Source organism: Geomonas azotofigens (genome assembly GCF_018919395.1).
In the GTDB taxonomy this organism is placed as follows: domain Bacteria; phylum Desulfobacterota; class Desulfuromonadia; order Geobacterales; family Geobacteraceae; genus Geomonas; species Geomonas azotofigens.
In genome coordinates, this window is sequence record NZ_JAHLME010000002.1 from 94,087 (window position 1) to 121,026 (window position 26,940).

Below are 26,940 nucleotides of genomic sequence, written 5' to 3' on the forward strand. Positions count from 1 at the left end.
GCGGGGCCACAGCCGGTCCGGAACCGGCGCGGCACGCGCGCGCGAATTTCAATAATGAAAGCGGAACCGGTGGAATGTCAATGACATTATCGGCAGGATCGGCGAAAAGATGATCAAGAAATGATGATCTCGTCGGAAAGCTCGTTGCGGTCGTCTTTCCCACGCGGAAAATGCCGCTCGAGTTCGCTGCCGCAGGCCGCGATCACCTCGCAGACCGCCTGCGCGCCGCGCCCGGCCCGCAACCCCTGCGCCAGTCGCTCGGCCAGGCTCTTCCAGTACCCCGGTGCGATCTTCTCGTTGATGCCGCGGTCGCCGACGATCCAGACCTTGCGCTCAAGAAGCGAGATGAAGATGAGGATACCGGTTTCCCCGCGGGTCCGATACAGTCCCTGCTGGTAGAACGCCACCAGCGCCCTTTCGCTCACCGCCTCGGCCAGCCGTCTGGGCCCGACGAAAGAGAGCTTGAAGCGCGGGAAGCGCCGCAGAAAGAGGAGCACCGGGAAATAGAGCAGGAACACCACGGGGATGTAGGTCCAGATGGTGACATGGTGGGTAAGCACGGCGATCACCACGCAGACGAAGCCGGACAGAAGTAGCGCTCCCAGCGCCTCCGCCTCGCGGTAGCGGTCGCTCTCGGAAACCACCATGGTGGCGATCTCGCCGCTGGAGAGGGCCTCCGCGCGGGCCACCGCCTGCCTGATGGCCTCCTTGTCGGCCTGGCTGAAGAAGTCGTGAGCTAACGATTTGTGCGAAAGGTCCATTACCAGTCTCCCGAGGCGCCGCCACCGCCGAAGTCGCCACCACCGCCCGAGAATCCTCCTCCACCGCCGCCGCCAAAGCCGCCTCCTCCGAAGCCCCCGAAAAAGGGGGGGCCGCCCATGAACCCGCCGCGTCCTCCGGAGGAAAAGAGGAACGCGATGAAGAGACCGGCCAGGAAGCCGACCACCGCCAGCACTCCCAAGAGGAGCATGGACATCCCGGAAAAGGAGATGAAGGCGGCGATGGGGAGGCCGACGGCACCGGCGACCCCGCCCAGGAAGCGCGATATTCCACCCAGGAAGACCGAGGCGACCAGGACGAAGAGGAGCAGGGTCAGTATCGGGGGAGCCCCCCTCTTGCCGTGGCGCAGGTCGGTCGACTGGGCCTGGTACTCGCCGCGCACCGTCGCCATGATGGCGTCCACGCCTCGTGAAATCCCCTGGTCGAAGTCCCCGCGCTTGAAGGCGGGGGTGATCTCGTTGCGGATGATGCGTCCCGACATGAGGTCGGTCAGTTTCCCTTCCAGGCCACGCCCCACTTCGATGCGGATCTTGCGGTCGTTTTTGACCACCAGGAGCAGCGCGCCGTTGTCCTTGCCCTTTTGCCCCAGTTGCCACTTCTCCACCACCTTGATGGCGTACTGCTCCAGCACCTCCCCCTCCAGGCTCGGGATGGTGAGGATCGCGACCTGGGTGGAATCGCTCTGCTCGAAGGCGGTAAGTTCGGATTCCAACTGCTGCGCCATTTGCGGCGAGAGCATCGAGGCGTAGTCGTTCACGTGGCTGCGCAGGGGGGGGACCTCGGCCGCGGCGCAGACTTGGACGGACAGAATCAATACCAGGATGAAAAACAGCTTTTTCATGACCGCCCTCAAAGGCAGGTTGAGGTTAAGGTTGAGGTTGAGAAACCGTGGCCAAGACTTCTCAGCCGGCAGTCAGCATTTGCAGCTACTCAACCTCAACCTCGCAGAACCTTTTGCAGTTACTTAACCTCAACCTCAACCTTGACCTGTCCCTTAGAACTTGATCTTGGGCGCCACCTTGGCACCCTCTTCCGCCTTGAACGGCTCCTTGCGCTGCAGGTGCAGCATCATGGAGTTGGTGAGCGAGTTGGGGAAGGTCCTGATGGTGGTGTTGAAGTCCTGCACCGCCTGGTTGTAGCGCACGCGCGCCACGTTGATCCGGTTCTCAGTCCCCTCCAGCTGGTTCTGCAGGTCCATGAAGTTCTGGTTCGCCTTCAGGTCCGGGTAGCGTTCCACCACGACCATGAGGCGGGACAGGGCGCCGCTCAACTGGGACTGGGCCTGCTGGAAGTTCTGCATGGTCTTGGGATCGTTGATGGCGTCCTTGGAAACCTGCATGGAGCCGACCTTGGCGCGGGCCTCGGTGACGGCCTTCAGGGTGTCGGCCTCATGCTTTGCGTACCCCTTGACGACTTCGACCAGGTTCGGCACCAGGTCGGCGCGGCGCTGGTAGGAAGCCTCGACGTCGCCCCAGGCGGCGAAAACGGCCTCTTCCTTGGCCTGCATGGTGTTGTAGCCGCAACCGGACAGTGCGGCGAGGGTGAACAGAGACAGTAACAATAACGACAAGCGTTTCATGATCTCATCCTCCTTGAGTGGCATGTGCAAAATAATAATCATCACTTGGGCAATTGTCACCCATTAAAGGATAAAAAGAAGGAAAAGCTGGCAGAGAGGCTGGGGAAGAACAAGCTGCGAGCGAAAGAAACAGTCGCAACCAAGGATACAATGAGGACATGACCTGAACACGTCCATAACGCCTCGGCCGACGCCTGGCACGGGTCTTCAGTGATCTGGACGCGACTGTTTCGGCATCACCTGTTCGCCTTTAAGAAAAGACGCGCACACCCTTGATGACTGTATGGTAAGCGAGGATATAGAGAGCGGCGTTCCACGACTGCCGGGGCATCCCCATCGGCTCCCCGGTTTGCCCCTGAAACCACTCGTTGAACTCCCACCCGTTAACCCTGCAGCTGAGTGCGACTTTCACCAGCTCGGCGCGCGCCAGCGAACGCTCTCCCAGCGCCGCCAGGAGCATGACCCAGAAGCCGCCCACGAACGGCCATGCGCCGCCGTTATGATACTGCCAGGGGAGGTTCTGGCGGTGCCGTCCCATGTACGGGCGCCAGCGCGGCGACCCGACGGCAATCGGCGCTCCCACCACCCGCACCGGGTGCGGATCGTTGGCGCGCAGCGCGGTGACGCCGGCGACCATCTTGCCGGCGTCGGAGGGAGCCCCGAGCCCGGTGAGGTAGGCGAGGATGTTGCCGAAGATGTCGATCTCCTCTCCCCAGAAGGAGAAGTTCACGTAGCTCAGCAGAAAGGGGGCGGGACGGCAGTTGTTGCGGATGTAGTGGCGCATGAGCCGGATCCGCTTCTGGTCCGGAACGGTATTGTCTAAGGGATCGAAGAGGAGCCTGGCGAACCGCCGGGTGTCCCGGGCGGTGGGATGGTGGTAGAGCCTCTTGGCCCAGTACCAGAGGGCGTTGGTGTAGAGGACGAAGCCCGAGCGCGGCATGATGTCGGCCCAGTCGGAGCAGTCGTTTTGCTGCAGCAGGTACCACCCCTGGTGCTCCTGGCACTCGAGCCAGTTGAAGGCGCGCACCGCGTTGGCGGAGAGGCGTTCGGCCAGGCCAAGCTGAGGCGCCGCCCGGTCAAGGAAGTGGACGGCGATGAGCCACCAGAGGGTGGCGTCCACGCATCCCGCGTACCAGAAATCAACCTCGGCGAGTTCGGGCTTGACGAACTTGGGGATCTGGCCGTTACGCGCCTGGTGCCGCGCCAGGGTGAGCAGTCCGGCCTCCGCCGCCGTGAGCAGCTCGGCGTCACCGCAAAGGGCCATGCCGAGGGAGCAGATGGCGGCGTCGCGGCCGAAGATGGAGTCGTAGTTGCGTCCGGATGATTTCGGAGTTGGCGCCGAGGCGAGGATGCCGGCCGGGGTGGAGTTTTCCCGCAGGAGATCGACCGCCTCCCGGTAACACCGCTCCAGAAGGTCGGCCTGGTCACCCAGCGCCGCCGCGGTATCCCCGGCGCTCACCCGACCGGCGGTCACGTGAGCGGCACCATCTGGAAGCTCGCCCTGCCGTTTTTCACCCTGACCACGATGATGTGGTAGACCCGCTCACCGTAACGGCTCATCCAGACCAGGGGCGCGCCGGCCCCGCCGGAGATGAACGCGGGCACGCCGCCGAACACGCTGCGGTCGTAGAGATGCGAATGCGCGAAGAACAGGCCCTGCACGGCGGGAGACGCGGCAACCAGCCGCTCCAGTTCCGCGGCCCCCTTGGTGAAGGTGTGGCCGCGCCAGCGCCTGGTTTCGGGGGGAACGTGCATGGCGACGAAGGTGGCGCCGGGAGCCGAGGTGAGTTCCTTTGCCAGGTAGGAAAGCTCGGCGGCGGGCAGCGCATCGTCACTGTCGTCCAGCACCACCACCTTGAGCCCGAGCCTCTGGTCCTGCACGGCGAAGTGCGAGGGGCCGATCTCCCGCTCGAAGACCTGGGGGTTCTCATGGTTGCCGTGCACGACGAAGACCGGAAAGCCAGCGGCGTGCCGGTCCAGCAGGGTCAGGAAATGCCTGGTCTCCTCGTCGCCACCCTCGGTGGAATAGTCGCCGCCGTGCAGGATGAAAAGCGGCTGGAACCGGGCGGCCACCTGCAGCGCCTTCTTGAAGACGGCATCGTTGGAGCGGCTGTCACCGAGGACCACGAAGGTGTACTCTTCGGCGGAGGCCTGGCGGGCCCTGGCCTGGAAACGGGCGGTGGAGCGTTGGAAAAGGGTTTCGGCGCCGGCGGCGCAGACGAGGGACTGGGTGATGAGCAGCAGGAGGCCGAGGCGCTGCGCGAAACGCGTCGCGCCCCGGCCTTTGGGTGGGTTAGCTGTTGGCGACATACTGTTTGTTACTCTCGATGCACAGTTTGCAGAGCCTCTCGATACTGGCTATCTGCCGGTCCGAGAGGCCCGTCGTGTCAGGCAGCCGGAACGATCGACAGTCACAGCAGCGGCAGAGAATCCCCAAGTCGAGTCCGAGATCATCATCAAGCATGACTGAGCCCCCATGGAAACATTTACAAACACTAATGTTGCGGATGCTACCACAATTTAAGACGGCAGGCAACAAAGTTCGCAGGGGCGATGAGATTAACCTGGACGTTTCAGAGAATGGCTCAGCTTCTGGCGAGCGAGCGATGCTTCTTGGCTGCCGCGCGCGTCTTGCCGGCGTCGTTCCTGGCGACCTTGCTGACCTTGCCGAAGCGGTGACCGGCGCGGGCCTGCAGGACGCGACGCCCAGGCTTCACCGAGCACTTGGCGGCGCGACGGTCGTCACGCCATTTGAGCGAGGCGACCCTGTGGCGGCGCGGTTCGTTGATGACGGCGGCGGAGGCAAGGATCACCTGCGCCTTGATCTTCTCCACCTCGGCCACGGGGGCCAACTCGCCGGCCACTCCTTTGAGGTCGGCGGCGGCGTAGGTGGAGACGTTCCTGCGCAGCTGGTTGAAGTTGTGCACGTTGCGGTAGTCGACGCGCCTGGTCAGCATGATGACGAACACGTCCTGCTGGGGATCGATCCAGATCGAGGAACCGCTGTAGCCGGTATGGCCGAAGGAGGCGTCGGAGAAGTAGGTGCCTTTGGGCGCCGAGAACGGCGAGGCCACGTCCCACCCCAGGGCGCGTTTGATCCTGCCGTTGTTACAGGCGTAGGGGGTGGTCATCTGGGCCACCGCCTGCTCGGAAAGGATGCGGGTGCCGTCCAGGGTGCCGCGACCGAGGATGAGCCGGGCGTAGCGCGCAAGGTCGTAGGCGGAGCTGAAGAGACCGGCGTGGCCGGCCACCCCGCCCAGGCGACGAGCGTTCTCGTCCTGGACCACGCCACCCTGCGTGCCGGAGGTGGGGGCGATGTCATTGCCGTCCCGGGAAGGGAGGAAGGAGGTGTCGCGGGTCCCCAGCGGCTCGTAGATCTGCTCGCGGCAGAACTTGTCCAGCCTCTCGCCGGAAACCCGGTGCACCAGTTCCCCGAGCAGGATGAAGTTGATGTCGGCATACTCGAAGCCGGAGCCGGCGCCGCGGAAGTGCTGCGTCGCGACCTTGCGGACCAGCCCCTCCACCGAGCCCCCCTGCCCCACCATCACGTCGGAGAGCCCGGAGGTATGGGTCATCAGGTGCAGGACGGTGATGTTCCCCTTGTCGGTGCCGGCAAGCTCGGGAAACCAGCGGGAAAGCGTGTCGGTCAGGGAGATGCGCCCCTCGTCCAGCAGCTTGACCACGGCGGGGGTCGTGGCGATCACTTTGGTGAGCGAGGCGACGTCGAAGAGGGTCCGGTCGGTGATGGCGGGGGCGCCCGCAACGGCGCTGAGCTGGCCGCGGGCGGCGGTGGCCAGGATTCCCTCGTGGTTGCCCACGACGACGACGCCGCCGGCGATGAGGTTTTCGGACATGGCCCGTTCCAAAAGGAGATCGAGGTTGGCGGTCGAGACCGCGGCGGAGGTCGCGGGGTCAACCATGGCGTGGGCTTTGACGGGAGCCAGAAGGGGGAATACCAGGAGTATCAGGAGAATAACGCGCACGAGCTTCCTTTTGAGATCTGTGTCGCCACAGATTGCCAGTGAGGACTGCGGTTGATGTTCAGGTGGAGCAGCGTGGTGGTGAGGGGAGAAACGCTGGCGTCCGGTGAGCACGACAGGAGCTAGGATACAGGAGTGGCCGGATAACTTTTGTGACGGAGGTCACTATTTCGCCAGCCAAACCCTCGATCCGCCGTGAGAAATACTGAAAAGACCCAAAGCAGTCTACTGTGAGTGCGGGAAGGGATGCAAGAGATCTTTGTTCACCCCCTCCCGCCAGGTCAGGGGGAACCAGCACCGACCGGGTTCAGGGTGTGCAGCATGCTGGAGACTCTCCACGACAAAGGATAAAAAAAGGCCCCGAGATTTCTCCCGGGGCCTTCTGGTTCAAGCGGGTGTCACGCTTACTTCATGCTGGGCAGGTCGTGGACGTCGAGGTGGCAGCCCAGGCAGTTGGGGAACCGGGTCAGGATCGACTGCGGATGCGGAGCCTTGTGGCACTCGGTGCACTGCGGGATGTAACCGTGCTTCGCCTTGTGGCAGGAAGCGCAGGCCACCTTGGAGTGACGGGCCTTGGAGTTGAACAGCTTGTTGGCAACCTTGCTGTGGCAGGACGCACAGGTCTGGTTCCAGTCGGTGCCCTGGTAGGTCACCTGCTTCGGCTTGTGCACGGAGTGGCACTTGGCGCAGGCTTCGATCGGCTGGTCCTTGAAGTGCGGCTTGTGGCACATGAAGCAGGACGGCTTGAAGCCGTGCGAGGTGTGGCAGCGGTCGCAGGAGACGTTGGTGTGCTTGCTCGGGAACTTGACCAGCTCGGCCTTCTCGTCCGCGTGGCAGGTGGCGCAGGTGGTGGCGAGCCTCTGGGTCATGGCCACCTTGCGCGGGGTGTGCGGGTTGTTGTGGCAGCTCGCGCAATCCTTGTTGGCCGGGCCGTGGATGTCGGTGTGGCAGGACGCGCACTTCGGCATCACGTCGTCATAGTTGGCCTTCTTCGGGTTGTAGGCGTGGATCACGGTGTGGCAGGCCTGGCAGTCGAAGCGGTGCTTGCCGCCGGCGCTTTTGAGCCCGTTGAACGCGCCGGTGTGGCACTGGGCACATTGCTGCGGGGTAAGCGCGGCCGGGGCCGTCGCGTACATCTCCGGCTTTTCGGGGATGTCCACGGTCGCCATCTTGGCGGCGAAGGCCGTGGAAGCGACGAGAATCAAGGTCGCGACGAGCAGCGACAGGGTACTCTTTTTCATCATTCCTCCCAAAATAACAGTGTATTCACAACAATCGACTGGTCTTAATACTACCTATGACGACTGTCTGTCAAGAGAGTTGTGATTAAAATCACGCGGCGGAAAGACAGGATACGGCGACGGGAAGGAACAAAGAGATGCGCTAAAGGCGGATCAGGTCTTCGTGAGGTTCGTCCGAGGGGTTTATGTGTATCATCACGTCACCCACGTTGGTGAAATGGTCGAAGATGCGCCGTTTGACCTCGGTGGCAATGTCATGGGAGCGTTTCACGGTCATCTCCGCGGGCATGTCCAGCTTCAGGTCCACGATAAGGTACTGCCCGGAGTGGCGCGCCCTGATCTCGTGCACCTGGTCCACCCCCTCGACGGCGCTCGCTATCTGGGTGATGGCGTCCAGCAGGGACTGCTCGGGCTGGCCGTCCATGAGCTCGTGGGCGGAGGTGCGGAAGGTGTGGTAGCCGATGTGGAAGATGAAGAACGAGGTGAGACCGGCCGCGATGGGGTCCATGATCCCGACGCCGAAATAGGCGCCCCCGACGCCGATCAAGGTGGCGACCGAGGTGATGGCGTCCTTTCTGTGGTCCTTGGCGATGGCAAGGAGCGCCGGGCTCCCCAGGCTCCCCCCCACGTTCATGGAGTAGCGGTAGAGCGTCTCCTTGGCCACGATGGTGCCGGCCGCGGCCAAAACGGCCACCAGCGCCGGGGCGGCGTAGTGCCCCTGCAGCATGGTGGTGACGGAGCCGTAGAGAATCCAGGCGCCGGTCGCGGCGATGACCAGGGAAACGAAGATGGCGGAGAGGCTTTCCACCTTGCCGTGGCCGTAGGGGTGGTCCGAGTCGTACGGCTTGCGCCCGACCTTAAGGGCGATCAGCGTCATGCCGATGGCGATGAAGTCGCAGGCGCTCTCCACGCCGTCGGCGAAGACCGCGTCGGAGCGGCCGTAATGGCCGGCGGCGAGCTTCAAGACCATCAAGACGGCGTTGGCCCAAAAGCCGATGCGGATGACGCGGTCGGCCCGATTGAAGCGATCACTCCTCAGCACGTTCCCTCCTGGCGCAGGTCCTTCACGGTGAGCTGCAACGAACTCCTGCCGTTCCAGACGTTGATGGCCGGCGCGAATAGAAGATCGACCCTCCCCTGCGGCAGGCCCGCCTCGGCGAGACCGAAGCCGATGGCGTCGAAGCTCTTGCCCCCCTGCCCTACCCTGAGTTTCAGGTGCCCACCCTTGAGCACGCGGCTTTCCAGCACCTCCGCCCCCTTGAGGACGAACAGGGGCTCGGGGTTCCCCATGCCGAACGGCTTCATCCGCTCCAGCTGCCGCACCAGGTCCGCGGTGATTTCCCCGGAGGAAAGCTCCAGGTCGAAGGCGAGCGTGGGCGTGAGGGCCTCGGCGTCGAGCGCCTCCTGGGCCGCCTCGTCGAAGCGCAGTGCGAAGCGCTCCAGCTCGTCCTGCGCGATGGAGAGACCGGCCGCGTGGCTGTGCCCACCGAAACGCAGCAGGAGATCGGCGCACTCCTTGATGGCGTCCAGGAGGTGGAACCGCGAGATGCTGCGCCCCGATCCCCGGCCGGTCTCCCCGTCGAAGGCGAAGAGGATCACCGGTCGGTGAAAGAGTTCCACGATGCGGGAGGCGACGATGCCGATCACGCCGGGATGCCATTCATCAGAACCGAGCACGATGCTCTTTCTGCCGCTGCAGGCCCCCTGCTCCAGCATGGCGCGGGCCTCCTCGAAGGTGGCCCGCTCGAGCGCCTGGCGCTCGGCATTGGCATCGTCCAGTTCGCGCGCGATCTCCTTGGCGCGGCTCGGATCGCGGCAAAGCAGCAGCTCCAGCCCGAGCGCGGCGTCCTCCAGTCTGCCGGCCGCGTTGATGCGCGGCGCGAGGCGAAAACCGACCGCGCCGCAGCCGACCTCGCCGGTGACGCCTGCCACCTCCTTGAGCGCCTCGATGCCGACGCGGGTACCGGCGCCAAGCTGCTTTAAGCCGTAGCTGACCAGCACCCGGTTGATGCCCAGCAGGGGCACCACGTCCGCTATGGTGCCCAGCGCGACCAGGTCCAGGTATTCCCTGAGGTCGGGCTCGCTTCCCGGTGCGAAATGGCCGTCCGCCCGCAACCGGGCGCGCAACGCCACAACCAGGTGGAAGGCGACCCCGACACCGGCCAGGGACTTGAAGGGAAAGGGGCAATCGGGCTGCAGCGGATTGATGACGGCGCAGGCGTCGGGAAGCTCCTCGCCCGGAGAGTGGTGGTCGGTAACGATGAGATCGATCCCGGACTCGCGGCAGAGCCTCGCCTCGGCCACCGCGGTGATGCCGCAGTCGACGGTCACCAGCACCCGGGCCCCGGCGTTGACCGCGGCGGTCACCCCCTGTGCGGAGAGCCCGTACCCCTCGGTGAGACGCTTGGGAATGTAGTGGCAGCAGTCGAGACCGATCCTCTGGAAGAAGCTGATGAGCACCGCGCAGGAGGTGACCCCGTCCACGTCGTAATCGCCGTGCACGCAGACGCGCTCCCCGGCTTTGAGGGCACGGACCAGCCGCTCCACGGCCTGCGTCATGCCGGCGAGGGTGGACGGGTCGTGCAGCCGGGAAAGCACCGGGTTCAGGTATCCGTCGGCGTCGTCGGGAACGCTGACGCCGCGGTGGACCAAAAGGCGCGCCAGAAGCGGCGCGACACCGGCGCGCGTCAGGCCGGCTACCGCCTCGGCATCGGCCTCCCTGGCCCGCCAGCTTCTATGGGTGACTGGTTTCATCCCTCCTCCGGTATCGTAAAAAATCAGGGTGCAATCATAGCATAAGGAGCAGCCCCCCGCGAATCTAATGTGCTGCAAGCCAACGCCCCCTCCCTTGACGGGCCTGCGCGCCGCAGCGCTTCGGTCGGCGAAGGCGGGAAACTGCAGCCACCGTTACCTTACTTCTCCAATGAGCCAGCAAAAAAAAACCCGCCGAAGCGGGTTTTTCTGTTGCTGTTGCCGTGCTGTTACTTCTTGAACGATGTCGGCATCTGGTTCATGCCGGCCATGTCGTTCTTGATCTGCTGGGCCGTGGGGCTGGTCGAATCGAACTGGAGGTACTTGGTCCAGATCTCCTTGGCCTTGTCCGGCTGCTTCAGATCCTGGAGGTAGACCACACCCAGGTTGTAGAGGCTTTGCAGGTGCTTGGGGTCGATCGACTGCGCCTTCTCGAAGTTGGCGATCGCCTTGTCGTACCAGCCGATCTTCCGGTACATGATCCCCTGGTCGGTCATCACGTTGAGGTTGTTCGGATCGAGCTCCAGGGCTTTGCCGTAGGCGTTGACCGCCTTCTGGGCCTGGTCGGTATCGAAGTAGTCGTTGCCGAGCTGGATCCAGGCCTGCAGGTTCTTGGGGTCCTGCGCCACGATCTTCTCGGCCTCGACGATGCGCCGCTGGTAATCGGTCGGCGAACCGGCACCCTGCGGCACGCTCATGGCGACCTGGGGTTCCTTGTTCTGCCCGGCGATATTGAAGATCAGGTAGCCACCCAAGAGACCCACGATCAGCGCTACCACTATGGTAAGTACGTTCTCCTTGCTCACAAAACCTCCTTAGGCGGCTTCGGCCTTGGTTTCGACGGCGTGCTTCTCCCACAGCGCGACGATGGGGCTCGCCACGAAGATGGAAGAGTAGGTCGCCACCACGACGCCCACGACCAGCGCGAAGGCGAAGTCGTGGATCACCTCTCCGCCGAAGAGGAACAGGGAGACCGCGGCGAGGAAGGTGGTGACCGAGGTGATGATGGTACGAGACAGGGTCTCGTTGATGCTCCTGTTGAAGATGGTGATCATCGGGTCTTTGAGGCTCTTGTGCATGTTCTCGCGGATACGGTCGAAGACGACGACGGTATCGGTGAGCGAGTAGCCGGCGATGGTGAGGACCGCGGTGATGAAGAGGATGTTGACCTCGCGGTGCATCACGTAGAACACGGCGATCATGGCAAGCACGTCGTGCATGGTTGCCACCACCGCGCCCACGCCGAACTTGAAGTCGAAGCGCCAGGCGATGTAGAGGATGATCCCCAGCATGGAGAGCGCCACGGCCACCAGGGTGTCCTGCTTCAGCTTCTCGCCGATGGAGGGACCGATCTCGGTGGAGCTCTCCACGGAGAAGGTGTTGCCCGGGATGCCGGCCTTGAGCGCGTCGGCGACCTGGTCGGCGGACTTGCCGGTGGACTTGTGCATCTTCACCAGCACCTGGTTACCGCCGGTGATCTCCTGCAGTTCCACCTCCTTGATGCCGGCCTTGGCGAGGGCGTCGCGGATGGACTGGCTGGTTGCCGCCTGGGCAAACTTGATCTGCATCTCGGTGCCGCCGGAGAAGTCGATACCCATGTTGGCGGTGCCGCGGGCGATGGCGATGATGCCCAGGATGCCGATGATGGCCATGATGCCGGAGGCGAGGAAGGAGATCTTCCTCATCCCGATGAAATCTATGTTGGTCTTCTTGATAAGTTCCATTGGTCTCCCCCTTATACGCTGAGTCGCTTCACGTGGACGCGGTCGAGGAAGGCGTCAAAGAGCACCTTGGTGGCGACGAGCGACGTGAACAGGTTGATGATGATACCGAGGCTCAGCGAGACAGCGAAGCCCTTGACCGGGCCGGTGCCGAACTGGAACAGCACCGCCGCGGTGATCAGGGCGGTCACGTGAGAGTCCATGATGGTGAGAAACGCCTTGTCGTAGCCGGCGTCGAGCGCCGCGTGCGGCGTCTTGCCCAGACGCAGCTCCTCCCTGATCCTCTCGAAGATGAGGACGTTGGAGTCGACCGACATACCGACCAAAAGAACGATAGCGGCGATGCCCGGCAGGGTCAGCGTGGCCCCCAGCGCGGAAAGCGCGCCCATCAGGAACAGGATGTTCAGCACCATACCGAGGTTGGCGACCATGCCGGAGAGCTTGTAGTACAGCGCCATGAAGCTGACGACGAGCAGGACGCCGATCAGGCCGGCCATGAGCCCCTTGTGGATGGAGTCGCGACCAAGGGAAGGACCGACGGTGACGTTCTGCAGGATCTTGACCGGAGCGGGAAGCGAACCGGCGCGCAGCACGATGGCGAGGTCGGCGGCCTCCTTCTCGGTGAAGGAACCGGAGATCTGCGCGGAACCGCCCGAGATCCTCTCGCGGATCACCGGTGCCGAGTAGATGTTGCTGTCCAGCACGATGGCGAAGCGCTTGCCCACGTTGGCGGCGGTGACCTGGTCGAACAGGCGCGCGCCGGTGGAGTTGAACTCGATGGCTACGTAAGGCTGGTTGTACTGCGAATCGATCCTGATCTGGGCGTCGGTCAAAAGCTCGCCGGTGATGATGGCCTTCTTCTTCACGACCAGCGGGGTCTCGGAGACGGCGCCGGTCTGGGGATCGGTCCTCTTCTCGAAGAGGAGCTCGTCGTCCTCGGGAAGGGAGCCGGCGGCCGCGGTGGCCGCGTTCACGGTCTCGTCCACGAGCTTGAACTCGAGACGCGCGGTCTTGCCGATCAGCTCGATGGCGCGCTTGGGATCCTTGATGCCGGGGAGCTGCACGACGATGTTGTTCAGACCTTCGCGCTGGATCACCGGCTCGGAGACGCCGAACTGGTCAATCCTGTTGCGGATGGTCTCAAGGGCCTGCGCCACGGCGCGGTCCTTCCTGACCTGGGCCTCTTTCTCGTTGATGCGCAGCTGCATGTTGACGAAGCCACCCTCGTCGAAGACCGGCAGGGTCTCGAGGTCGGGGTACTTCTTCTTGATCAGCGCCTGCACCTTGTCGGCGGAGCCGCGGTCATACAGGGTGAGCTGCACCTTGTCGCCGCCCAGGCGCCCGATCTTCTTGAAGCGCAGGTTCTGAGAGGTCAGGGAGTCCTCGAGGTCGGTGGCGATGAGGTCCAGGGACCCTTCCACGGCCTTTTGGGTCTCGACCTCCATGACCAGGTGGGTGCCCCCCTGCAGGTCAAGACCCAGGTGGATCTTGTCCTTGGGGAGCAGGCCGCTCCACCATTTGGGGAGCGTGTCGACCAAGGTCGGCGTCAGGTAGACGCACGAGGCAATGATGAAAATGAGGATAAGAGAGATGCGCCAGGTATAACCCTTCATGGGAAAAGCTCCTTTCGGAAAAATTCGATCAATGCACTAGTCCTGCTTAACAGACGCAATGTACCCCTTGTTGATCCTGACGTTGACACCGGGGGCGATTTCCAGGGTTACCACCTGGTCGTCCAGCGCGGTCACCTTGCCGTGCATGCCGCCGGCGGTGACGACCTGGTCGCCTTTCTTGAGCGCGTCCAAAAGCGCCCTGTGCTCCTTGGCCTTTTTCTGCTGCGGCCTGATGAGCAGAAAGTAGAAGATGGCGAACATGAACACCAGGGGGATAAGCCCCTGGAACTGCGCCATCATCCCTCCGCCCGCCGGCGCGCCGCCCTGCGCGGGAGCAGCCATTGCAAACGCCAAACCTAACATTTAGTTACCTCCTGGGTTGTATTTCCATCCCTTATTGACAGTGATAATTTCGGGTAATGCCTCAACTCGCCATACGGTCCGGCTGCCTCGCGGCGTAGAATTCCCGCCGAAACTTGACGAACTCGCCCTCGGCGATCGCCGCCCGCACCCGCTTCATCAGGTTCAGGTAGAAGTGCAGGTTGTGCCAGCTGTTCAACCGCGAGGCGAGGATCTCCTGGCTGCGGTACAGGTGCCTCAGGTAGGCCCTGGAATAGTTGCGGCAGACGTAGCAGTCGCAGGCGGGGTCGATGGGACCCTGGTCCTCGGCGTAGATGGCCGCCTTGATGTTGATCCTGCCGAAACTGGTGAAGAGTGCCCCGTTTCGGGCGTTCCTGGTCGGCATGACGCAGTCGAACATGTCGAAGCCGTTGTAGACCGCCTCGACCAGGTCCTCGGGAGCGCCGATCCCCATGATGTAGCGCGGCGAGTTCTCCGGGAGGATGTCGCTGCACTCCTGCATCATGCCGTGCATGACTTCCTTCTCCTCGCCCACCGAGAGACCGCCCAGCGCGTAGCCGTCGAAGCCGATGTCGGTGATCTGGCGCGCGCTCTCGCGCCGCAGGTCCGGGTGCATCCCCCCCTGCACGATGCCGAAGAGCGCCTGGTCGGGGCGGCTGTGCGCGTCCTTGCAGCGCTTGGCCCAGCGGGTGGTCAATTCCAGCGACTTTTGCACGTAGGAGCGTTCGGCCGGATACGGGGGGCATTCGTCGAAGCACATGGCGATGTCGGCGCCCAGCGCCTCCTGGATCGCGATGGAGACCTCGGGGGAGATGAAGTGCCGCGAGCCGTCGATGTGGGAGCGGAACTTGACCCCCTCCTCGGAGATCTTTCTGAGCTCGCCGAGCGAGAAGACCTGGAAGCCGCCGGAGTCGGTCAGCATGGGGCGGTCCCAGTGCATGAAGCGGTGCAGCCCCCCCAGCCGCCCGACCAGCTCGTGGCCGGGGCGCAGGTAGAGGTGGTAGGTGTTGGCAAGGATGATCTGCGACCCCACCTCGACCAGCTCCTCCGGGGTCATCGCCTTCACCGTGGCCTGGGTGCCGACCGGCATGAATATCGGGGTTTCGATCCTGCCGTGCGTGGTTGTCAGAGAGCCTAAACGGGCCGCGCAGCCCGGGTCTTTCTTGATGAGTTCAAACGATATGGCTGACAATAAATGTTCCTGTTACGTCTTTTTATGATCCTGTTACGTCGGCACGAGGCCTTCCCTGGCGCCGAGGCCGGCTGGGCGAATATTTATTCGCCCCTACACACGGCTTCTTCGCCCCTATGCACCGGGGATTCACGGTAGGGGCGAACAATCTTTCGCCCGTCCACATACTTCCGTCTCAGCCGATGAACATCGCGTCGCCGTAGCTGAAGAACCTGAAGCGCCTTCTTACCGCTTCGGCGTAGGCCTCGGTCATCAACTCCTTCCCGGCGAAAGCGCACACTAACATAAATAGTGTCGATTTGGGGAGATGAAAATTCGTTATCAACGCATCAACCACCCGGAACCGGTATCCGGGCAGGATGAAGATGTCCGCCTCGCGCTCCCCCGCCTCCAGCTCGCCGGAGGCGGCGGCATGCTCCAGGGCCCGCATCGACGTGGTTCCGAGCGCGATCACCCTCCCCCCGGACGCCTTGGTGCGGCGGATGGCCTCCGCGGTGTCGTGCGGGATCCGGTACAGCTCCCGGTGCATGGTGTGCTGGGACAGGTCCTCCACACGAACCGGCATGAAGGTCCCAAGCCCCACGTGCAGGGTGAGCGGCGCGATCTCCACGCCGCGACCCCGGATCTCAGCCAGGATCTCCGGGGTGAAGTGCAGTCCGGCGGTCGGGGCGGCCACGGCCCCTCTCTCGCGCGCAAACACGGTCTGGTAGCGCTCCAGGTCCTCCCCTTCGGGGGTGCGCTTTATGTACGGGGGAAGCGGCATGCTCCCCGCCCCTTCCAGCCACGCCATGAAATCGTCGCACCCCTCGAAGCGGACCCGCCACTCGCCGGCATCCCGGGAGACGACGGTCGCCGTGACCCCGCCGGGGAGGATGATGCGGGTGCCGGCGCCGGGGGACTTGGAGGCCTTGATCAGACAGCTCCACACCTCGTCCGCGCCGGGAACGCGGCGCACCAGGAATACCTCGACGGCGCCGCCGCTCTCCTTGTGCCCCTTGAGCCGGGCCGGGATGACGCGGGTGTCGTTCAACACCAGGAGGTCGCCGGGGCCAAACTGCGCCGCGATGGCGGCCACCGTGCTCTCGCCGATCGCGCCGGTGGCGCGCTCCAGGGTCAACAGCCGGGAGGCGTCCCTGCGGCTTGCCGGGTGCTGGGCGATCAGCTCCGGCGGGAGTTCGTAATCGAAATCGGAAAGGCGCATGCTATCGTCCGTACCCGCCGGAGAGCCTGACGCCGGGATAGTAGTAAGAAAGTATTTCGCGGTAGTCGAACCCTTCGTTGGCGCGCCCCTTGGCGCCCCACTGGCACAGGCCGACGCCGTGACCGGAACCGGTCCCCACCACCTGCACCTCGTCGCGGCCGCCGCGCAGCTCGAAGTTGGTGCTCTTCACGGTGCCGTACCCCAGCGCCTTCCTGAAGGCCACCGCCGGGATGACCACGCTCCCCCTGGAGCATTCGGCGACCACGTCCTGCACCCTGCCGCTTTGGTTCCTGCCGCGCACCCGCAGTTCCCTGAGTCCCGCCACCTGGAAGCCGGCGCCCCGCAGCGAGGCCTCCGCCTTTCTCATGGGGAGGTTCAGCTCCCATCTGATGGGGTTGGACTCGCCGCAGTAGCGGCAGGGAACGCCCTGGAGGTACGGGATGGAGAGCCCCCACACGTTCTTGGAGGACTCGGTGTGCCCGGCGCAGTTGGAATGGTAGAAGGCCTGGATGGTCTTGCCGTCGTAGGTAAGGACCTCTCCGGCGGTCTCCCGGACCCCGTAGGCGGCGCGGCTGTCCTCGACATCCGCCCCCTCGTAGACCTGGTCCATCACGCTCGACTCGAGCTGGTAGCTCTGGCCGCGGCGGGCCTGCATCTGGTAGACGGCGTACGAGCGCGCGATGACGGCCTGGGCCTTGATGGCCTCGATGGGCCAGGCGGAGCTGATCTCGCAGTTGATCAGGCCGACCAGGTACTCCTCGAGCGGCAGTTCGTTCACCACCAGGAGCCCCTTGTCGGCGGCGGACACCTCGACCAGGGCGCGATACCCCTTGCCGTTCACCGAGATGCGCGAGAACGCTGAGGCGACCAGCCGGTTCACGCTCTTGCCGTTAACGCTGAGCCCGCTTCCGGAGCGACGCACCTCAAGCGGCATCTCCACCCGGAGCGGTTCCCCGCGGCCGTCGGTCAGGAGCACGCCGTCGCCGTCGATCCTGAGGGTCTCGGCACCCTTGAACAGGGCCACCCGCACCATCTCCGGTCGCATCGCCGCGGCACTCCCTCCGGCGGCGAGGCAGATGATTACTATGATCAACGTCCTGAAGCAGCTCATCAATTCCGTATACACATGGGTTTAACCGTCCCCGTAAAAGCCCTAGATATAAACCATGGAACCGCCCGCAAAGTCAATAATTTTGTCGTTCTAATCAGAGCCGGCTCAGCTACACAATTGGCAAGCGATTTGCTTGGTTTCTCATTAAACAAGGGTCCCGGACGGCGCGATCCGGAGGGGATCCGAGACACCGGTGAAGCTAAGATGTCGAGATCAGATGGTTTGGCGGCAGCGACGCGGAGCTGAAAATCCCAAATAAGTGTTGCCAGAAGTACAAAAAAAGGCTATATCGCTGTAGGACATAGCCATTTAGCGTGATCTGCACCACCGTACGGAGCTGTATGTGCAACTCCCTTAAAACCAAGATCCTCACCCTGGTCGCCGCGATACTGGTCGTCGTCATCTCCACCGTCGCCTACCACAATTACCGTCAGCAGAAGGAAATGCTGCACGAGATTGCCAACAGGAACACGTCGGTCTTGATCGAGACCATCAAGAGCTCCGTCGCCAACGCCATGCTTTCCGGCCGTTCCGACGAGGTCGCCAGCATCTTCGCCAGGATCAAATCCCGCGAGTTCGTCAAGTCCATCAGGATCGTGGACTCCGAAGGTAAAATCCTCAATTCCGCCGACCGCGACGAGATCGGCAACAGGATCCCGGCACTCGGGCGGCAGAAGCTTCCCAACCGCAACCTTTCCCTGCTTCCGGAAGAAGGGGTCTTCCTCTCCTACGCGCGTATCTTCAACGCGCCGCAGTGCTACAAGTGCCACCCCGCCAGCAAGGAAACCCTGGGGCTCCTGGAGATCAAGCTCTCCCTGGGGTACATGAACAGTTTCATCTCCCGTGAGCGCGAGCTCGCCATCGTCTCCGCCATCGCCCTGGTGCTACTCACCGTTGCGACCATCTTCATCTTCCTGGTGATCTACGTCGAGCGCCCGATCCGCACGCTGATGCGCTGCATGGAAAAGGTGGAGCGCGGCGAATTCGACCAGGAGATCAGCCTCACCTCCAGCCAGGAGATGCACTCGCTGGGCAACAGCTTCAACCACATGGTCGGCACCATCGCCAACCTCATGGAATCCACCGTACATCACGAGCGGGAACTGGCGCGCGCCCAGGAAAAATTGGCCCACCACCGCGAGACCCACCTGATGAACGGCCGGCTCGAGGAGCAGATCCGCGAGATCGAGAACCTGAACGTCACCCTCGAGGAGCGCATCGAGGAGATCGAGGAGGCGAACTACAAGATCGCCGACCTGGCCGGCGAACTCGAGGACAAGAACACCAACCTCGAGAAGGCGGTGGCGAAACTCTCCACCCTGTACCGCCTGGGGCTGGCCATCAACTCCACCATCGAGGTGGAGGACCTGTACCAGCTGGTGGTGAAGACCACCATGGACACGCTGCAGGCCCAGGTCGGCTACGTGGTCCTCTACGACGCCGAGCACGGCGAACTGCGCATCACCAACCTGGTCGGCTACCGCGATCCCAACCCGCAGTACCTGCGCGTCCCCATGAAACCCTCCAGCGTTTCCAGCTGGGTGATCCAGAACAGCAAGCCGCTCCTCATCACCGACATCGCCCAGACCCCCGAGTTCGACCGGGTGAGCCCCCTGGGCTTCGAGAGAAGGACCCTGATCTGTGCCCCGCTCATGGTGAAGGACGAGATCATCGGCACGCTGACCGTGGTCAACAAGCAGAACAACACGGTCTACAACCACGAGGAACTGGAGCTTCTTTCCACCATCGCGGCCCAGGCCTCCATCGCCATCAAGAACGCCATGCTCTACGACGAGCAGCAAAAGACCTACCTGAACACCATCCAGGCGCTGGTCTCCGCCATCGAGGCTTCCGACAGCTACACCCGCGGCCACTCCGAGCGAGTTACCCGCTTCTCGCTGGCCCTGGCCCGCAAGCTCGAGCTTCCCGCCAACCGCCTCAAGGTGATCGAGCGGGCCGCCATCCTGCACGACATCGGCAAGATCGGCATCGACCTCTCCCTGTTGCACAAGGAGGAGACGCTCACCAACGCTGACGTCGCCGAGCTGCAGCAGCACCCCACCATCGGCATGAAAATCCTGGAGCCGATCGAGTTCCTGCACGACGTGCGCCTGTGCATCGGCCAGCACCACGAGCGCTACGACGGCAAGGGCTACCCCAACCGCCTGACCGGGCAGGAGCTGCTTTTGGAGTCCCGCATCCTGGCCATCGCGGACAGCTTCGACGCCATGACCTCGGACCGCCCCTACCGCAAGGCGCTCAAGCTCGAGGTCGCCATCCAGGAGCTCGCCGAGAACGCCGGAACCCAGTTCGACCCGGAGCTGGTCCCCATTTTCATCAAGCTCCTGAAGACGCCCAATTTCCTGCCGCAGCGCGAGGAGTACCCGGGGCTGCACGTGGTGCCCCCCCAGCCCAAGCCCGGTAGCACGCCTCACTCCTGCATTGCCCAGTAATCCGAATAATGGTATAAGTTAAACCTTTGCAGCGCGGCCGGCAGAGCCGGTCCGCGCCCTTTTTGTGCCCCCAGGGGCACCGGGAGCACCAGTGCCGGCACTTCTAGAAATCACAGGACTGCGCACCGAGTTCCGCCTGAAAACCGGCGTGCTCAAGGCCGTGCGCGGTGTAGACCTCACCGTCGAGGCGGGCGAGACGCTGGCCCTCGTGGGCGAGTCGGGCTGCGGCAAGAGCATCACCGCGGCCTCCGTGTTGCGACTGGTACCGCCGCCGGGACGCATCGTCGCCGGTTCCATCCGCTTCAAGGGGGAGGACCTGCTCGCGCTCTCCGAGGAGCGCATGCGCGAGATCAGGGGGAACCGGATCGCCATGGTGTTCCAGGACCCGATGACCTCGCTGAACCCGGTCTTCACCGTCGGCTACCAGGTGGCCGAGGGACTCAGGATCCACCGCGGCTTAAGCGGCGAGGCGGCCGCGCGCGAGGCGGTCGAACTCTTGACCCAGGTAGGCATTCCCGCGGCCAAGGACCGGGTCCGGGACTACCCGCACCAGCTCTCCGGCGGCATGCGCCAGCGCGTCATGATCGCCATGGCGCTCGCCTGCTCCCCGGAACTGGTCATCGCGGACGAGCCGACCACGGCGCTCGACGTGACCATCCAGGCGCAGATATTGGAACTTTTGGACCGGCTCATGGCGCAAAAGCGCATGGGTCTCATCCTCATCACCCACAACCTCGGCATCGTGGCCGAGCGCGCCCACCGGACCGCCATCATGTACGCCGGGGAGATCGTGGAGAGCGCGCCCACCGCCGAGCTGTTCGCCACCCCCTTGCACCCCTACACCAGGGGGCTCCTCGCCTCGCTGCCGGAGTTCGGAACGCCCGGGGAGAAGCTCGCCACCTTCGCGGGAGGGGTCCCCGACCTGCGCGGCGACCTGGCCGGCTGCCCCTTCAGGGAGCGCTGCCCGATCGGCGACGACGCCTGCGGCAGGGAAACCATTGAAATGAGCGAGGCGGCGCCGGGGCACCTGGTGCGCTGCCGGAAGGTACCATGATGCCGCTTCTGACCGCCGAAAACCTGGTTAAGCAGTACCCGGTCCGGGGTGGAATGTTCGCCGAGAAGCGGATCCTCACCGCCGTGGCCGGCGTCGACCTCGAGCTCCACCCGGGCGAGACGCTGGGACTGGCCGGCGAGTCCGGCTGCGGCAAGTCGACGGTGGCGAGGCTTTTGACCGGGCTCATCCCGCCCACCTCGGGGAGCATCAAGTACGAGGGGCGCGAGTTGGCGCGCATGAGCAAGGCCGAGCTGGCCCAGTACCGCAAAGAGGTGCAGATGGTGTTCCAGGACCCCTTCTCCTCGCTGAACCCGCGCATGCGGGTCGCGGAGATCGTGGGCGAGCCCCTGGAGATCCATCGCATCGGCGACGGCGACGGGCGGCGCGACAAGGTGGCGGAGCTGCTCCGGCGGGTGGGACTCTCCCCCGAGCACATGATGCGCTTCCCGCACGAGTTCTCCGGCGGTCAGCGCCAGCGTATCGGCATCGCGCGCGCCCTGGCCGTCTCCCCGAGGCTCATCATCGCCGACGAGCCGGTGTCCGCGCTCGACCTCTCCATCCAGGCCCAGATCATCAACCTGCTGCAGGACGTGAAAAAGGACCTGGGACTCTCCTTCCTGTTCATCACCCACGACCTCTCGGTGCTGCGACACCTGAGCGACCGGGTGGCGATCATGTACCTTGGTCGCATCGTGGAAACCGGCAGCCGGGACCAGGTGCTGAACCGCCCCCTGCACCCCTATACGGAGGCGCTGCTCTCGGCGATCCCGAGCATCGACCCGAAGAAGAGGACCCGGCACGTGATCGCCAAGGGGGAGCTCCCCTCGCCGGTCTCGCCCCCCAGCGGATGCCCCTTCCACCCGCGCTGCCCGTACGCCCGGCCGGTGTGCGGCGAGAAACGGCCGGAACTCCTGGAAAAAGTGCCGGGACAGCGGGCGGCCTGCCACTTCAGCGAGGAAATCTTCCTCAAGGAAGCAAAGTAATTCAGTTGACAATTGCTATTAGCATATATAGATTATCTTTAGCCCAAACCGGAGGATACCAAGTTGGCATTTGACAAGACCAAAGATTACGGAAAAGAAGCGGAAATGCTGAAGGTGCTCGGGCACCCGATCCGCCTGAAGATAGTGGCAGGGCTTTGCACGCAGGAGTGCAACGTGAAGCACATCTGGGAGTGCCTGGGGCTGCCGCAGGCGACCGTGTCGCAGCACCTGGCGCTGTTGAAGAACAAGGGGATCATCGAGGGGACCCGCGACGGGGTCGAGGTGCACTACGCCGTGGTGAGCCCGTTCGTGCGCAGGCTGATCGAGATTCTGGACGCGGAGTCCTAAAAGAAGCGGCAGGTTGAGGGACCGCACCCGCCCGGGGCGGTCCTAGGTTCCGCTGACGTCGAGCTCGGCGATCCTCAACGAGGGGGATCCCGTCGAGCCGAAGAAACGCAGGTCGTTTCCCACCAGGTCCACCCTTCCGAACAATTCCAGCAGGTTTCCCGCCAGGGCGAGCCCCTTGACCGGGTACCTGACCTCTCCATCCTCCACGTAAAAGCCGGCAGCACCAACCGAGAAGTCACCCGAGATCGCGTTGGCGGTGTGCATCCCCATCACCTCGGTGATGAACACCCCGTTACGCACCCCCGCCAGCAGCGTCGCGAGATCCGCAGCGCCAGGCTCGACGTGGAGGTTGTGAATGCCGACCTTCGGGGCGGACTTGATGCCGGCGCGTACGGCGTTGCCCGTCGAGCGCGCGCCGAGGCGCCCGCCCCAGTAGCTGTCGTACAGGTAGCCCCGCAATACGCCCGCCACCACCAGCGGGGTGTCCCGCTGCGGCACCCCCTCGCCGTCGCAGGGGGCGCTTCCCATGCCGTCGGGGAGAAGGCCGTTGTCGCGGACCGAGACGAGGTCCGGGAAGAGCCGCTCCCCTACCCTGCCGGCCAGAAGCGACTTCCCCTTGTGCACGTTCTCGGCGAGGAAGGAGCCGGCCAGCACGTCGAGCAGGTCCGCTGCCACGCGGTTGTCCAGTACCGCCTGGCAACGCATGGTGGCAAGCGTGCGCGCGCCGAGAAGGCCGGTCGCCTTGCGCCCCGCCCCGACCGCCACCGTCGCCAGGTCGATGCCCGCGAAGGAGGGGGAGAAGGCGAAATCCCAGCCGGTCTGGGCGTCGCCGTCGGACTCCGCCACGGCCGAGACGCTGCAGCTGTTGTAGGTACCGCTGTAGGCGGCGTTGAGGCCGAGGGAATTGCGGACCAGGGAATGGTAGACCGACTCGCCGTAGCTGCATTTGCGCACCCGCTTGACCCGGGGATCGACGTCGAGCACGAGGCGCTCCAGCTCCATAACGCGGGCGACCTTGAGCGACTCGTCGACGGCGGGAAGCGAGGGATCGAAGAGCCAGGGGGTATCGGGGTAGGAGGCGCAGGGTTCGGCGAAGGTGTGGTGTTCGTCGGGGCTTTGCATCTGGGCCGCGACCAGCGCCCCCTCCACCATGCGTTCCAGGGAGGCGTCGTCGAGGGCGGTCGAGTAGGAGAAACCCATGCCGTGGCCGGCCAGCAGCCGCAGCGATACCCCGAAGGGTTCCGCCACGCGGAAGGCGTCCACCGTTCCCTGTTTCACCTCTATGGCGAGGTCGCGCGAGCCGGCGACGGCGATCTCGTAGCCGTCGATCCGCCTCCCCTTGAGCAGGCGCTCAACCGCGTCCGCGTGTCGTGTCAGATCCATTGGTGCCTCGAAAATTTTGGGTGCTGTAGGGGCAAGTAATTACTTGCCCAACCGCCGGCGCCCCGACCGGTGCCGATGGCAAGAGAGGTGGAGGCGCCAGGAAGGGGGGCGAATGATTATTCGCCCCTACAGCTCCAGAATCATGGCGATCTCGTCGCAGTCGGGGAACTTGACGCACTTGATGCAGTCCCCCCAGACCTTGTGCGGCAACTCGGACTTGTCGGCGATCTTGAAGCCGAACTTGGCGAAGAAGTCGGGCTTGTAGGTGAGGCAGAAAAGCTTCTTGAGCCCCAGGGCACGCGCCTCCTCAATGCAGGCCCCCACCACCTGGCTGCCGATGCCGCGCCGCCCGACGCTCTCGGCGACCGCGACCGAACGTACCTCGGCCAGGTCCTCCCAGACGATGTGCAGCGCGGAGGTGCCGAGCAACTGCCCGTCCTCCTCGAAAACATAGAAGTCGCGTAACGCCTCGTACAGCTCGGAAAGCGAGCGGGAGAGCATCTCGCCGCGGCTCGCGAAGTTGGTCAAAAGTTTCTGAATGTCCTTTACGTCGCCAATCCTGGCCTTTCTGATCATCTGACTGCCTCCTGAATCAACTCCCTGGCGTGTTCCAGGGTCTTTTCGGTCACGCGCGCGCCGGAAAGCATGCGCGCCACCTCGGCCACCCGCTCCTCCCCTTCCAGGAGTTCCACGCCGGTGGCGGTACGTCCGTCGGCGACCTTCTTCTCGACCTTCAGGTGCCGGTCGGCGAAGGCGGCCACCTGGGGCAGATGGGTGATGGCCAGCACCTGCTGCTCGCGGGCCACCCGCTTCAGCTTCTCGCCCACCAGGGCCGAGGTCGCACCGCCGATGCCGGTGTCCACCTCGTCGAAGATGAGGGTGGGAACCTCGGAATCGGGATGAAGCTGCTTCAAGGCCAGCATGAGCCTGGAGAGCTCGCCGCCGGAGGCGATCTTGGCCAGCGGCTTGGGAGGCTCGCCGGGATTCGGGGAGAAGAGGAATTCGGCACGCTCGAAGCCGTAGCTCCTCGCCTCGGCGCTCTTCTCGAAGGAGGTCTCGAAGACGGCGTGTTTCATGGCCAACTCGGCCAGCTCGCGCTCCATCCCCTGTTTGAGCCTCTTGGCGCCGTCCTCACGCGCCGCGCTGAGCTTGGCGCCCAGAACGGCCAGTTCCCGCTCCAGTTGCGCGATGCGCGCCTGCAGTTCGCCGCGCGCCCCCTCCAGGTTTGAGAGCACCGACAGTTCCTGGTCCACCTGGCGCTGGTAGTCGAGGATCTCCTCGATACTGGCGCCGTACTTCTTCTTGAGGCGGCCGATGGCGTCGAGCCGGTCCTCGATCTCCTCCAGCCGGGCCGGGTCCGACTCGACCCTGGCGGCGTAGTCCCGCAGGGTGAGCGAGGCGTCCTCGAGCTGGGCGTAGGCGGCCTGGAGCGACTCGGTGACCGGGGCAAGCGCCGGGTCGATGCGCCCGGCGTCGGCGACCCCGGCGATGATACCGGAGAGGTTGCCGAGGATCGGCGCGTCGCCGCCGTAGAGGGCGTCGAAGGCGCCCTGGGATGCGCCCATCAGCTTCTCGCTGTGTGCGAGCCGGGCACGCTCCTCGGCCAGTTCCTCCTCTTCACCGGGGGCGAGCTTCGCCTCGGCGATCTCGTTACTCTGGAAGGCCAGCAGGTCGAGCCTTCGGGCCGCCTCGCGCTCCCCAGCCTCGAGCGCCTGCAGCTCATGTTTCGCGGCCTGGCACTCCTCGTAGCAGGCGCCGAACGCGGCGCGCAGGGAAAGGGCGCCTGAGTACCCGTCCAGAAGAAGCAGGTGCTGCTCGGTTTTCAAAAGGCTCTGCGCGTCGTGCTGGCCGTAGATGTTGATCAGGTTGCGGCAGATCTCGGCGAGGAGCGACGTGGTGGCGAGCCCCCCGCCGATGAAGACGCGGCTCTTGCCGCCTGGAGCGACCACGCGCCGCACCAGCAGTTCACCGTCGCACTCGATTCCGGCCTCGGCGAGCGCACCCAGCAGCGCCTCGCGCCCGGAGAGGTCGAAGAGCGCCTCCACCGAGGCCTCCTTGGCGCCGGAGCGGATCAGGTCGGCGCTGCCGCGTCCACCGAGGATCAGGTTGACCGCGTCGATGATGATCGACTTCCCCGCGCCGGTCTCGCCGGTCAGGATGTTGAGCCCGGGACTGAACTCCACGTGCAGCTTGTCGATGATGGCGAGGTTGGTTATCTGCAGCTCTCTGAGCACTTAGCGTTCACCCCATTTGAGCTTGGTGCGGAGCACCTCGAAGTAGTCCTTGCTGCGGGACTGGATCAGGCGGGTCACGTGGGGGGCCTTCCGGATCTGCACCACGTCGCCGGAGAGGAGCTTCATCCCCACCTGCCCGTCCAGGGTGAGGAACACGGACTCGTCCGGGGCGTAGTTCAGCTTGATGGCGATCTGCGCGGCGGCGTCCACCACCAGCGGGCGGTTGGTGAGCGTGTGCGGGCAGATGGGAGTGATCGAGATGCACTCAAGCTCGGGGTGCAGGATCGGGCCGTTCGCGGAAAGCGAGTAGCCGGTCGAACCGGTCGGGGTCGATATGATCAGGCCGTCGGCCTTGAAGGTGGTCAGGTAGCGCCCAGTCACCGAGGTCTCCATGTCGATGATCCTGGCCAGGGCCCCCTTGTTGATGACCACGTCGTTGAGCACGCGATGCAGCTCGACCACCTCGCCGGCGCGCTCGACGCTCGCCAGGAGCATCATGCGCTCGGTCACCTCGAAGTCGCCGGCCAGGCAGCGCTCCATCGACGGGTAGAGCTCGTCCAGGGTGATCTCGGTGAGAAAACCGAGGCTCCCCAGGTTGACCGCCAGGATCGGGACGTCCTGCTCGCCGATCAGGCGGGCGGCCGCGATCAGGGTGCCATCGCCGCCGAGCACCACGACCAGGTCGGCGTCGCGCGAGATCTCGGAGCTTTCCGCACTCTCGGCGAGCGTGGTGCGCCTGAGCCTCCGGGAGAGGTGCTCCTCGACGTGGGCGGTCACACCGCGCGTCGCCAGCCACTCGATCAGCTCCTCGGCGACCCCCAGGCAGCGCGGATCGTGCACTTTCGCGAAAATGGCGATTTTTTTCATCACGAGCCCTTTACTTGTACTGTAATCTAGGATTTACTAGCACAGTTGGTGTATCATGTCCAACGGAAAACTGGCGCACCCCGAGTAGT

24 protein-coding genes are annotated in these 26,940 nt (G+C 64.3%); 4 read left to right on the forward strand and 20 right to left on the reverse strand.

The window, feature by feature from the left end:
* Positions 1-113 precede the first annotated feature (113 nt).
* The 16 genes from KOL99_RS05480 to KOL99_RS05555 form a co-directional block, all read right to left on the reverse strand.
* Positions 114-761, reverse strand: coding sequence for a TPM domain-containing protein (locus tag KOL99_RS05480; protein WP_216509479.1), 648 nt, complete (start codon positions 759-761; stop codon positions 114-116).
* Positions 761-1,621, reverse strand: a complete 861-nt coding sequence (locus KOL99_RS05485) for a TPM domain-containing protein (protein ID WP_216509480.1) — start codon at positions 1,619-1,621, stop codon at positions 761-763. Before KOL99_RS05485 ends, KOL99_RS05480 begins: the two co-directional genes overlap by 1 nt.
* Positions 1,622-1,774: 153 nt before the next feature.
* The gene (locus KOL99_RS05490; RefSeq protein WP_216509481.1) at positions 1,775-2,359 is read right to left on the reverse strand and encodes a LemA family protein; all 585 of its coding nucleotides are present in this window, start codon (positions 2,357-2,359) and stop codon (positions 1,775-1,777) included.
* Between the two features lie 250 nt (positions 2,360-2,609).
* The gene (locus KOL99_RS05495) at positions 2,610-3,833 is read right to left on the reverse strand and encodes an amylo-alpha-1,6-glucosidase (protein ID WP_328759797.1); all 1,224 of its coding nucleotides are present in this window, start codon (positions 3,831-3,833) and stop codon (positions 2,610-2,612) included.
* On the reverse strand, positions 3,830-4,669 hold the full coding sequence (locus KOL99_RS05500) for a metallophosphoesterase family protein (RefSeq protein WP_216509482.1): 840 nt from the start codon (positions 4,667-4,669) through the stop codon (positions 3,830-3,832). The genes KOL99_RS05495 and KOL99_RS05500 overlap by 4 nt, the downstream gene beginning before the upstream one ends.
* Positions 4,670-4,944: 275 nt before the next feature.
* Positions 4,945-6,342 carry a serine hydrolase domain-containing protein gene (locus tag KOL99_RS05505; protein ID WP_216509483.1) on the reverse strand — a complete coding sequence of 466 codons (1,398 nt, stop codon included), beginning with the start codon at positions 6,340-6,342 and terminating at the stop codon, positions 4,945-4,947.
* Between the two features lie 401 nt (positions 6,343-6,743).
* Positions 6,744-7,580: a cytochrome c3 family protein gene (locus tag KOL99_RS05510; RefSeq protein ID WP_236025833.1), complete on the reverse strand. Its 837-nt coding sequence runs from the start codon at positions 7,578-7,580 to the stop codon at positions 6,744-6,746.
* A 142-nt stretch (positions 7,581-7,722) separates the two neighbouring features.
* Positions 7,723-8,622: a cation diffusion facilitator family transporter gene (locus KOL99_RS05515; protein ID WP_216509485.1), complete on the reverse strand. Its 900-nt coding sequence runs from the start codon at positions 8,620-8,622 to the stop codon at positions 7,723-7,725.
* Positions 8,616-10,334, reverse strand: a complete 1,719-nt coding sequence (gene recJ / locus KOL99_RS05520; protein WP_216509486.1) for a single-stranded-DNA-specific exonuclease RecJ — start codon at positions 10,332-10,334, stop codon at positions 8,616-8,618. The genes KOL99_RS05515 and recJ overlap by 7 nt, the downstream gene beginning before the upstream one ends.
* A gap of 227 nt (positions 10,335-10,561) precedes the next feature.
* A complete protein-coding gene (locus KOL99_RS05525) occupies positions 10,562-11,137 on the reverse strand; it encodes a tetratricopeptide repeat protein (RefSeq protein WP_216509487.1) in 576 nt (191 codons plus the stop codon).
* 9 nt (positions 11,138-11,146) lie between these two features.
* On the reverse strand, positions 11,147-12,055 hold the full coding sequence (gene secF, locus KOL99_RS05530) for a protein translocase subunit SecF (protein WP_216509488.1): 909 nt from the start codon (positions 12,053-12,055) through the stop codon (positions 11,147-11,149).
* A gap of 11 nt (positions 12,056-12,066) precedes the next feature.
* The gene (secD, locus tag KOL99_RS05535) at positions 12,067-13,665 is read right to left on the reverse strand and encodes a protein translocase subunit SecD (RefSeq protein WP_216509489.1); all 1,599 of its coding nucleotides are present in this window, start codon (positions 13,663-13,665) and stop codon (positions 12,067-12,069) included.
* 36 nt (positions 13,666-13,701) lie between these two features.
* Complete coding sequence (gene yajC, locus KOL99_RS05540; RefSeq protein WP_183347036.1) at positions 13,702-14,028, reverse strand: preprotein translocase subunit YajC; 327 nt, start codon at positions 14,026-14,028, stop codon at positions 13,702-13,704.
* Positions 14,029-14,089: 61 nt separating this feature from the next.
* Positions 14,090-15,217, reverse strand: a complete 1,128-nt coding sequence (gene tgt, locus KOL99_RS05545) for a tRNA guanosine(34) transglycosylase Tgt (RefSeq protein WP_216509490.1) — start codon at positions 15,215-15,217, stop codon at positions 14,090-14,092.
* A gap of 175 nt (positions 15,218-15,392) precedes the next feature.
* A complete protein-coding gene (gene queA / locus KOL99_RS05550; RefSeq protein WP_216509491.1) occupies positions 15,393-16,418 on the reverse strand; it encodes a tRNA preQ1(34) S-adenosylmethionine ribosyltransferase-isomerase QueA in 1,026 nt (341 codons plus the stop codon).
* Between the two features lies 1 nt (position 16,419).
* A complete protein-coding gene (locus KOL99_RS05555; RefSeq protein WP_216509492.1) occupies positions 16,420-17,529 on the reverse strand; it encodes a SpoIID/LytB domain-containing protein in 1,110 nt (369 codons plus the stop codon).
* Between the two features lie 341 nt (positions 17,530-17,870).
* On the opposite strand from KOL99_RS05555, the gene KOL99_RS05560 reads away from it, so the two are divergent.
* From KOL99_RS05560 to KOL99_RS05575, 4 genes are all read left to right on the forward strand, one after another.
* Entirely contained in the window at positions 17,871-19,982 is a 2,112-nt protein-coding gene (locus KOL99_RS05560; protein WP_216509493.1) for an HD domain-containing phosphohydrolase, read from the forward strand.
* Positions 19,983-20,073: 91 nt separating this feature from the next.
* A complete protein-coding gene (locus KOL99_RS05565) occupies positions 20,074-21,036 on the forward strand; it encodes an ABC transporter ATP-binding protein (protein ID WP_216509494.1) in 963 nt (320 codons plus the stop codon).
* Positions 21,033-22,019, forward strand: coding sequence for an ABC transporter ATP-binding protein (locus tag KOL99_RS05570; protein WP_216509495.1), 987 nt, complete (start codon positions 21,033-21,035; stop codon positions 22,017-22,019). The genes KOL99_RS05565 and KOL99_RS05570 overlap by 4 nt, the downstream gene beginning before the upstream one ends.
* A gap of 63 nt (positions 22,020-22,082) precedes the next feature.
* Positions 22,083-22,367: an ArsR/SmtB family transcription factor gene (locus tag KOL99_RS05575; protein WP_216509496.1), complete on the forward strand. Its 285-nt coding sequence runs from the start codon at positions 22,083-22,085 to the stop codon at positions 22,365-22,367.
* A gap of 42 nt (positions 22,368-22,409) precedes the next feature.
* On the opposite strand, the gene KOL99_RS05580 is transcribed toward KOL99_RS05575, so the two are convergent.
* From KOL99_RS05580 to KOL99_RS05595, 4 genes are all read right to left on the reverse strand, one after another.
* Complete coding sequence (locus KOL99_RS05580; RefSeq protein WP_216509497.1) at positions 22,410-23,750, reverse strand: TldD/PmbA family protein; 1,341 nt, start codon at positions 23,748-23,750, stop codon at positions 22,410-22,412.
* Between the two features lie 126 nt (positions 23,751-23,876).
* Positions 23,877-24,326: an N-acetyltransferase gene (locus KOL99_RS05585; protein WP_216509498.1), complete on the reverse strand. Its 450-nt coding sequence runs from the start codon at positions 24,324-24,326 to the stop codon at positions 23,877-23,879.
* A complete protein-coding gene (gene recN / locus KOL99_RS05590; RefSeq protein ID WP_216509499.1) occupies positions 24,323-25,984 on the reverse strand; it encodes a DNA repair protein RecN in 1,662 nt (553 codons plus the stop codon). Before recN ends, KOL99_RS05585 begins: the two co-directional genes overlap by 4 nt.
* Complete coding sequence (locus tag KOL99_RS05595) at positions 25,985-26,851, reverse strand: NAD(+)/NADH kinase (RefSeq protein ID WP_216509500.1); 867 nt, start codon at positions 26,849-26,851, stop codon at positions 25,985-25,987.
* Positions 26,852-26,940: the final 89 nt, after the last annotated feature.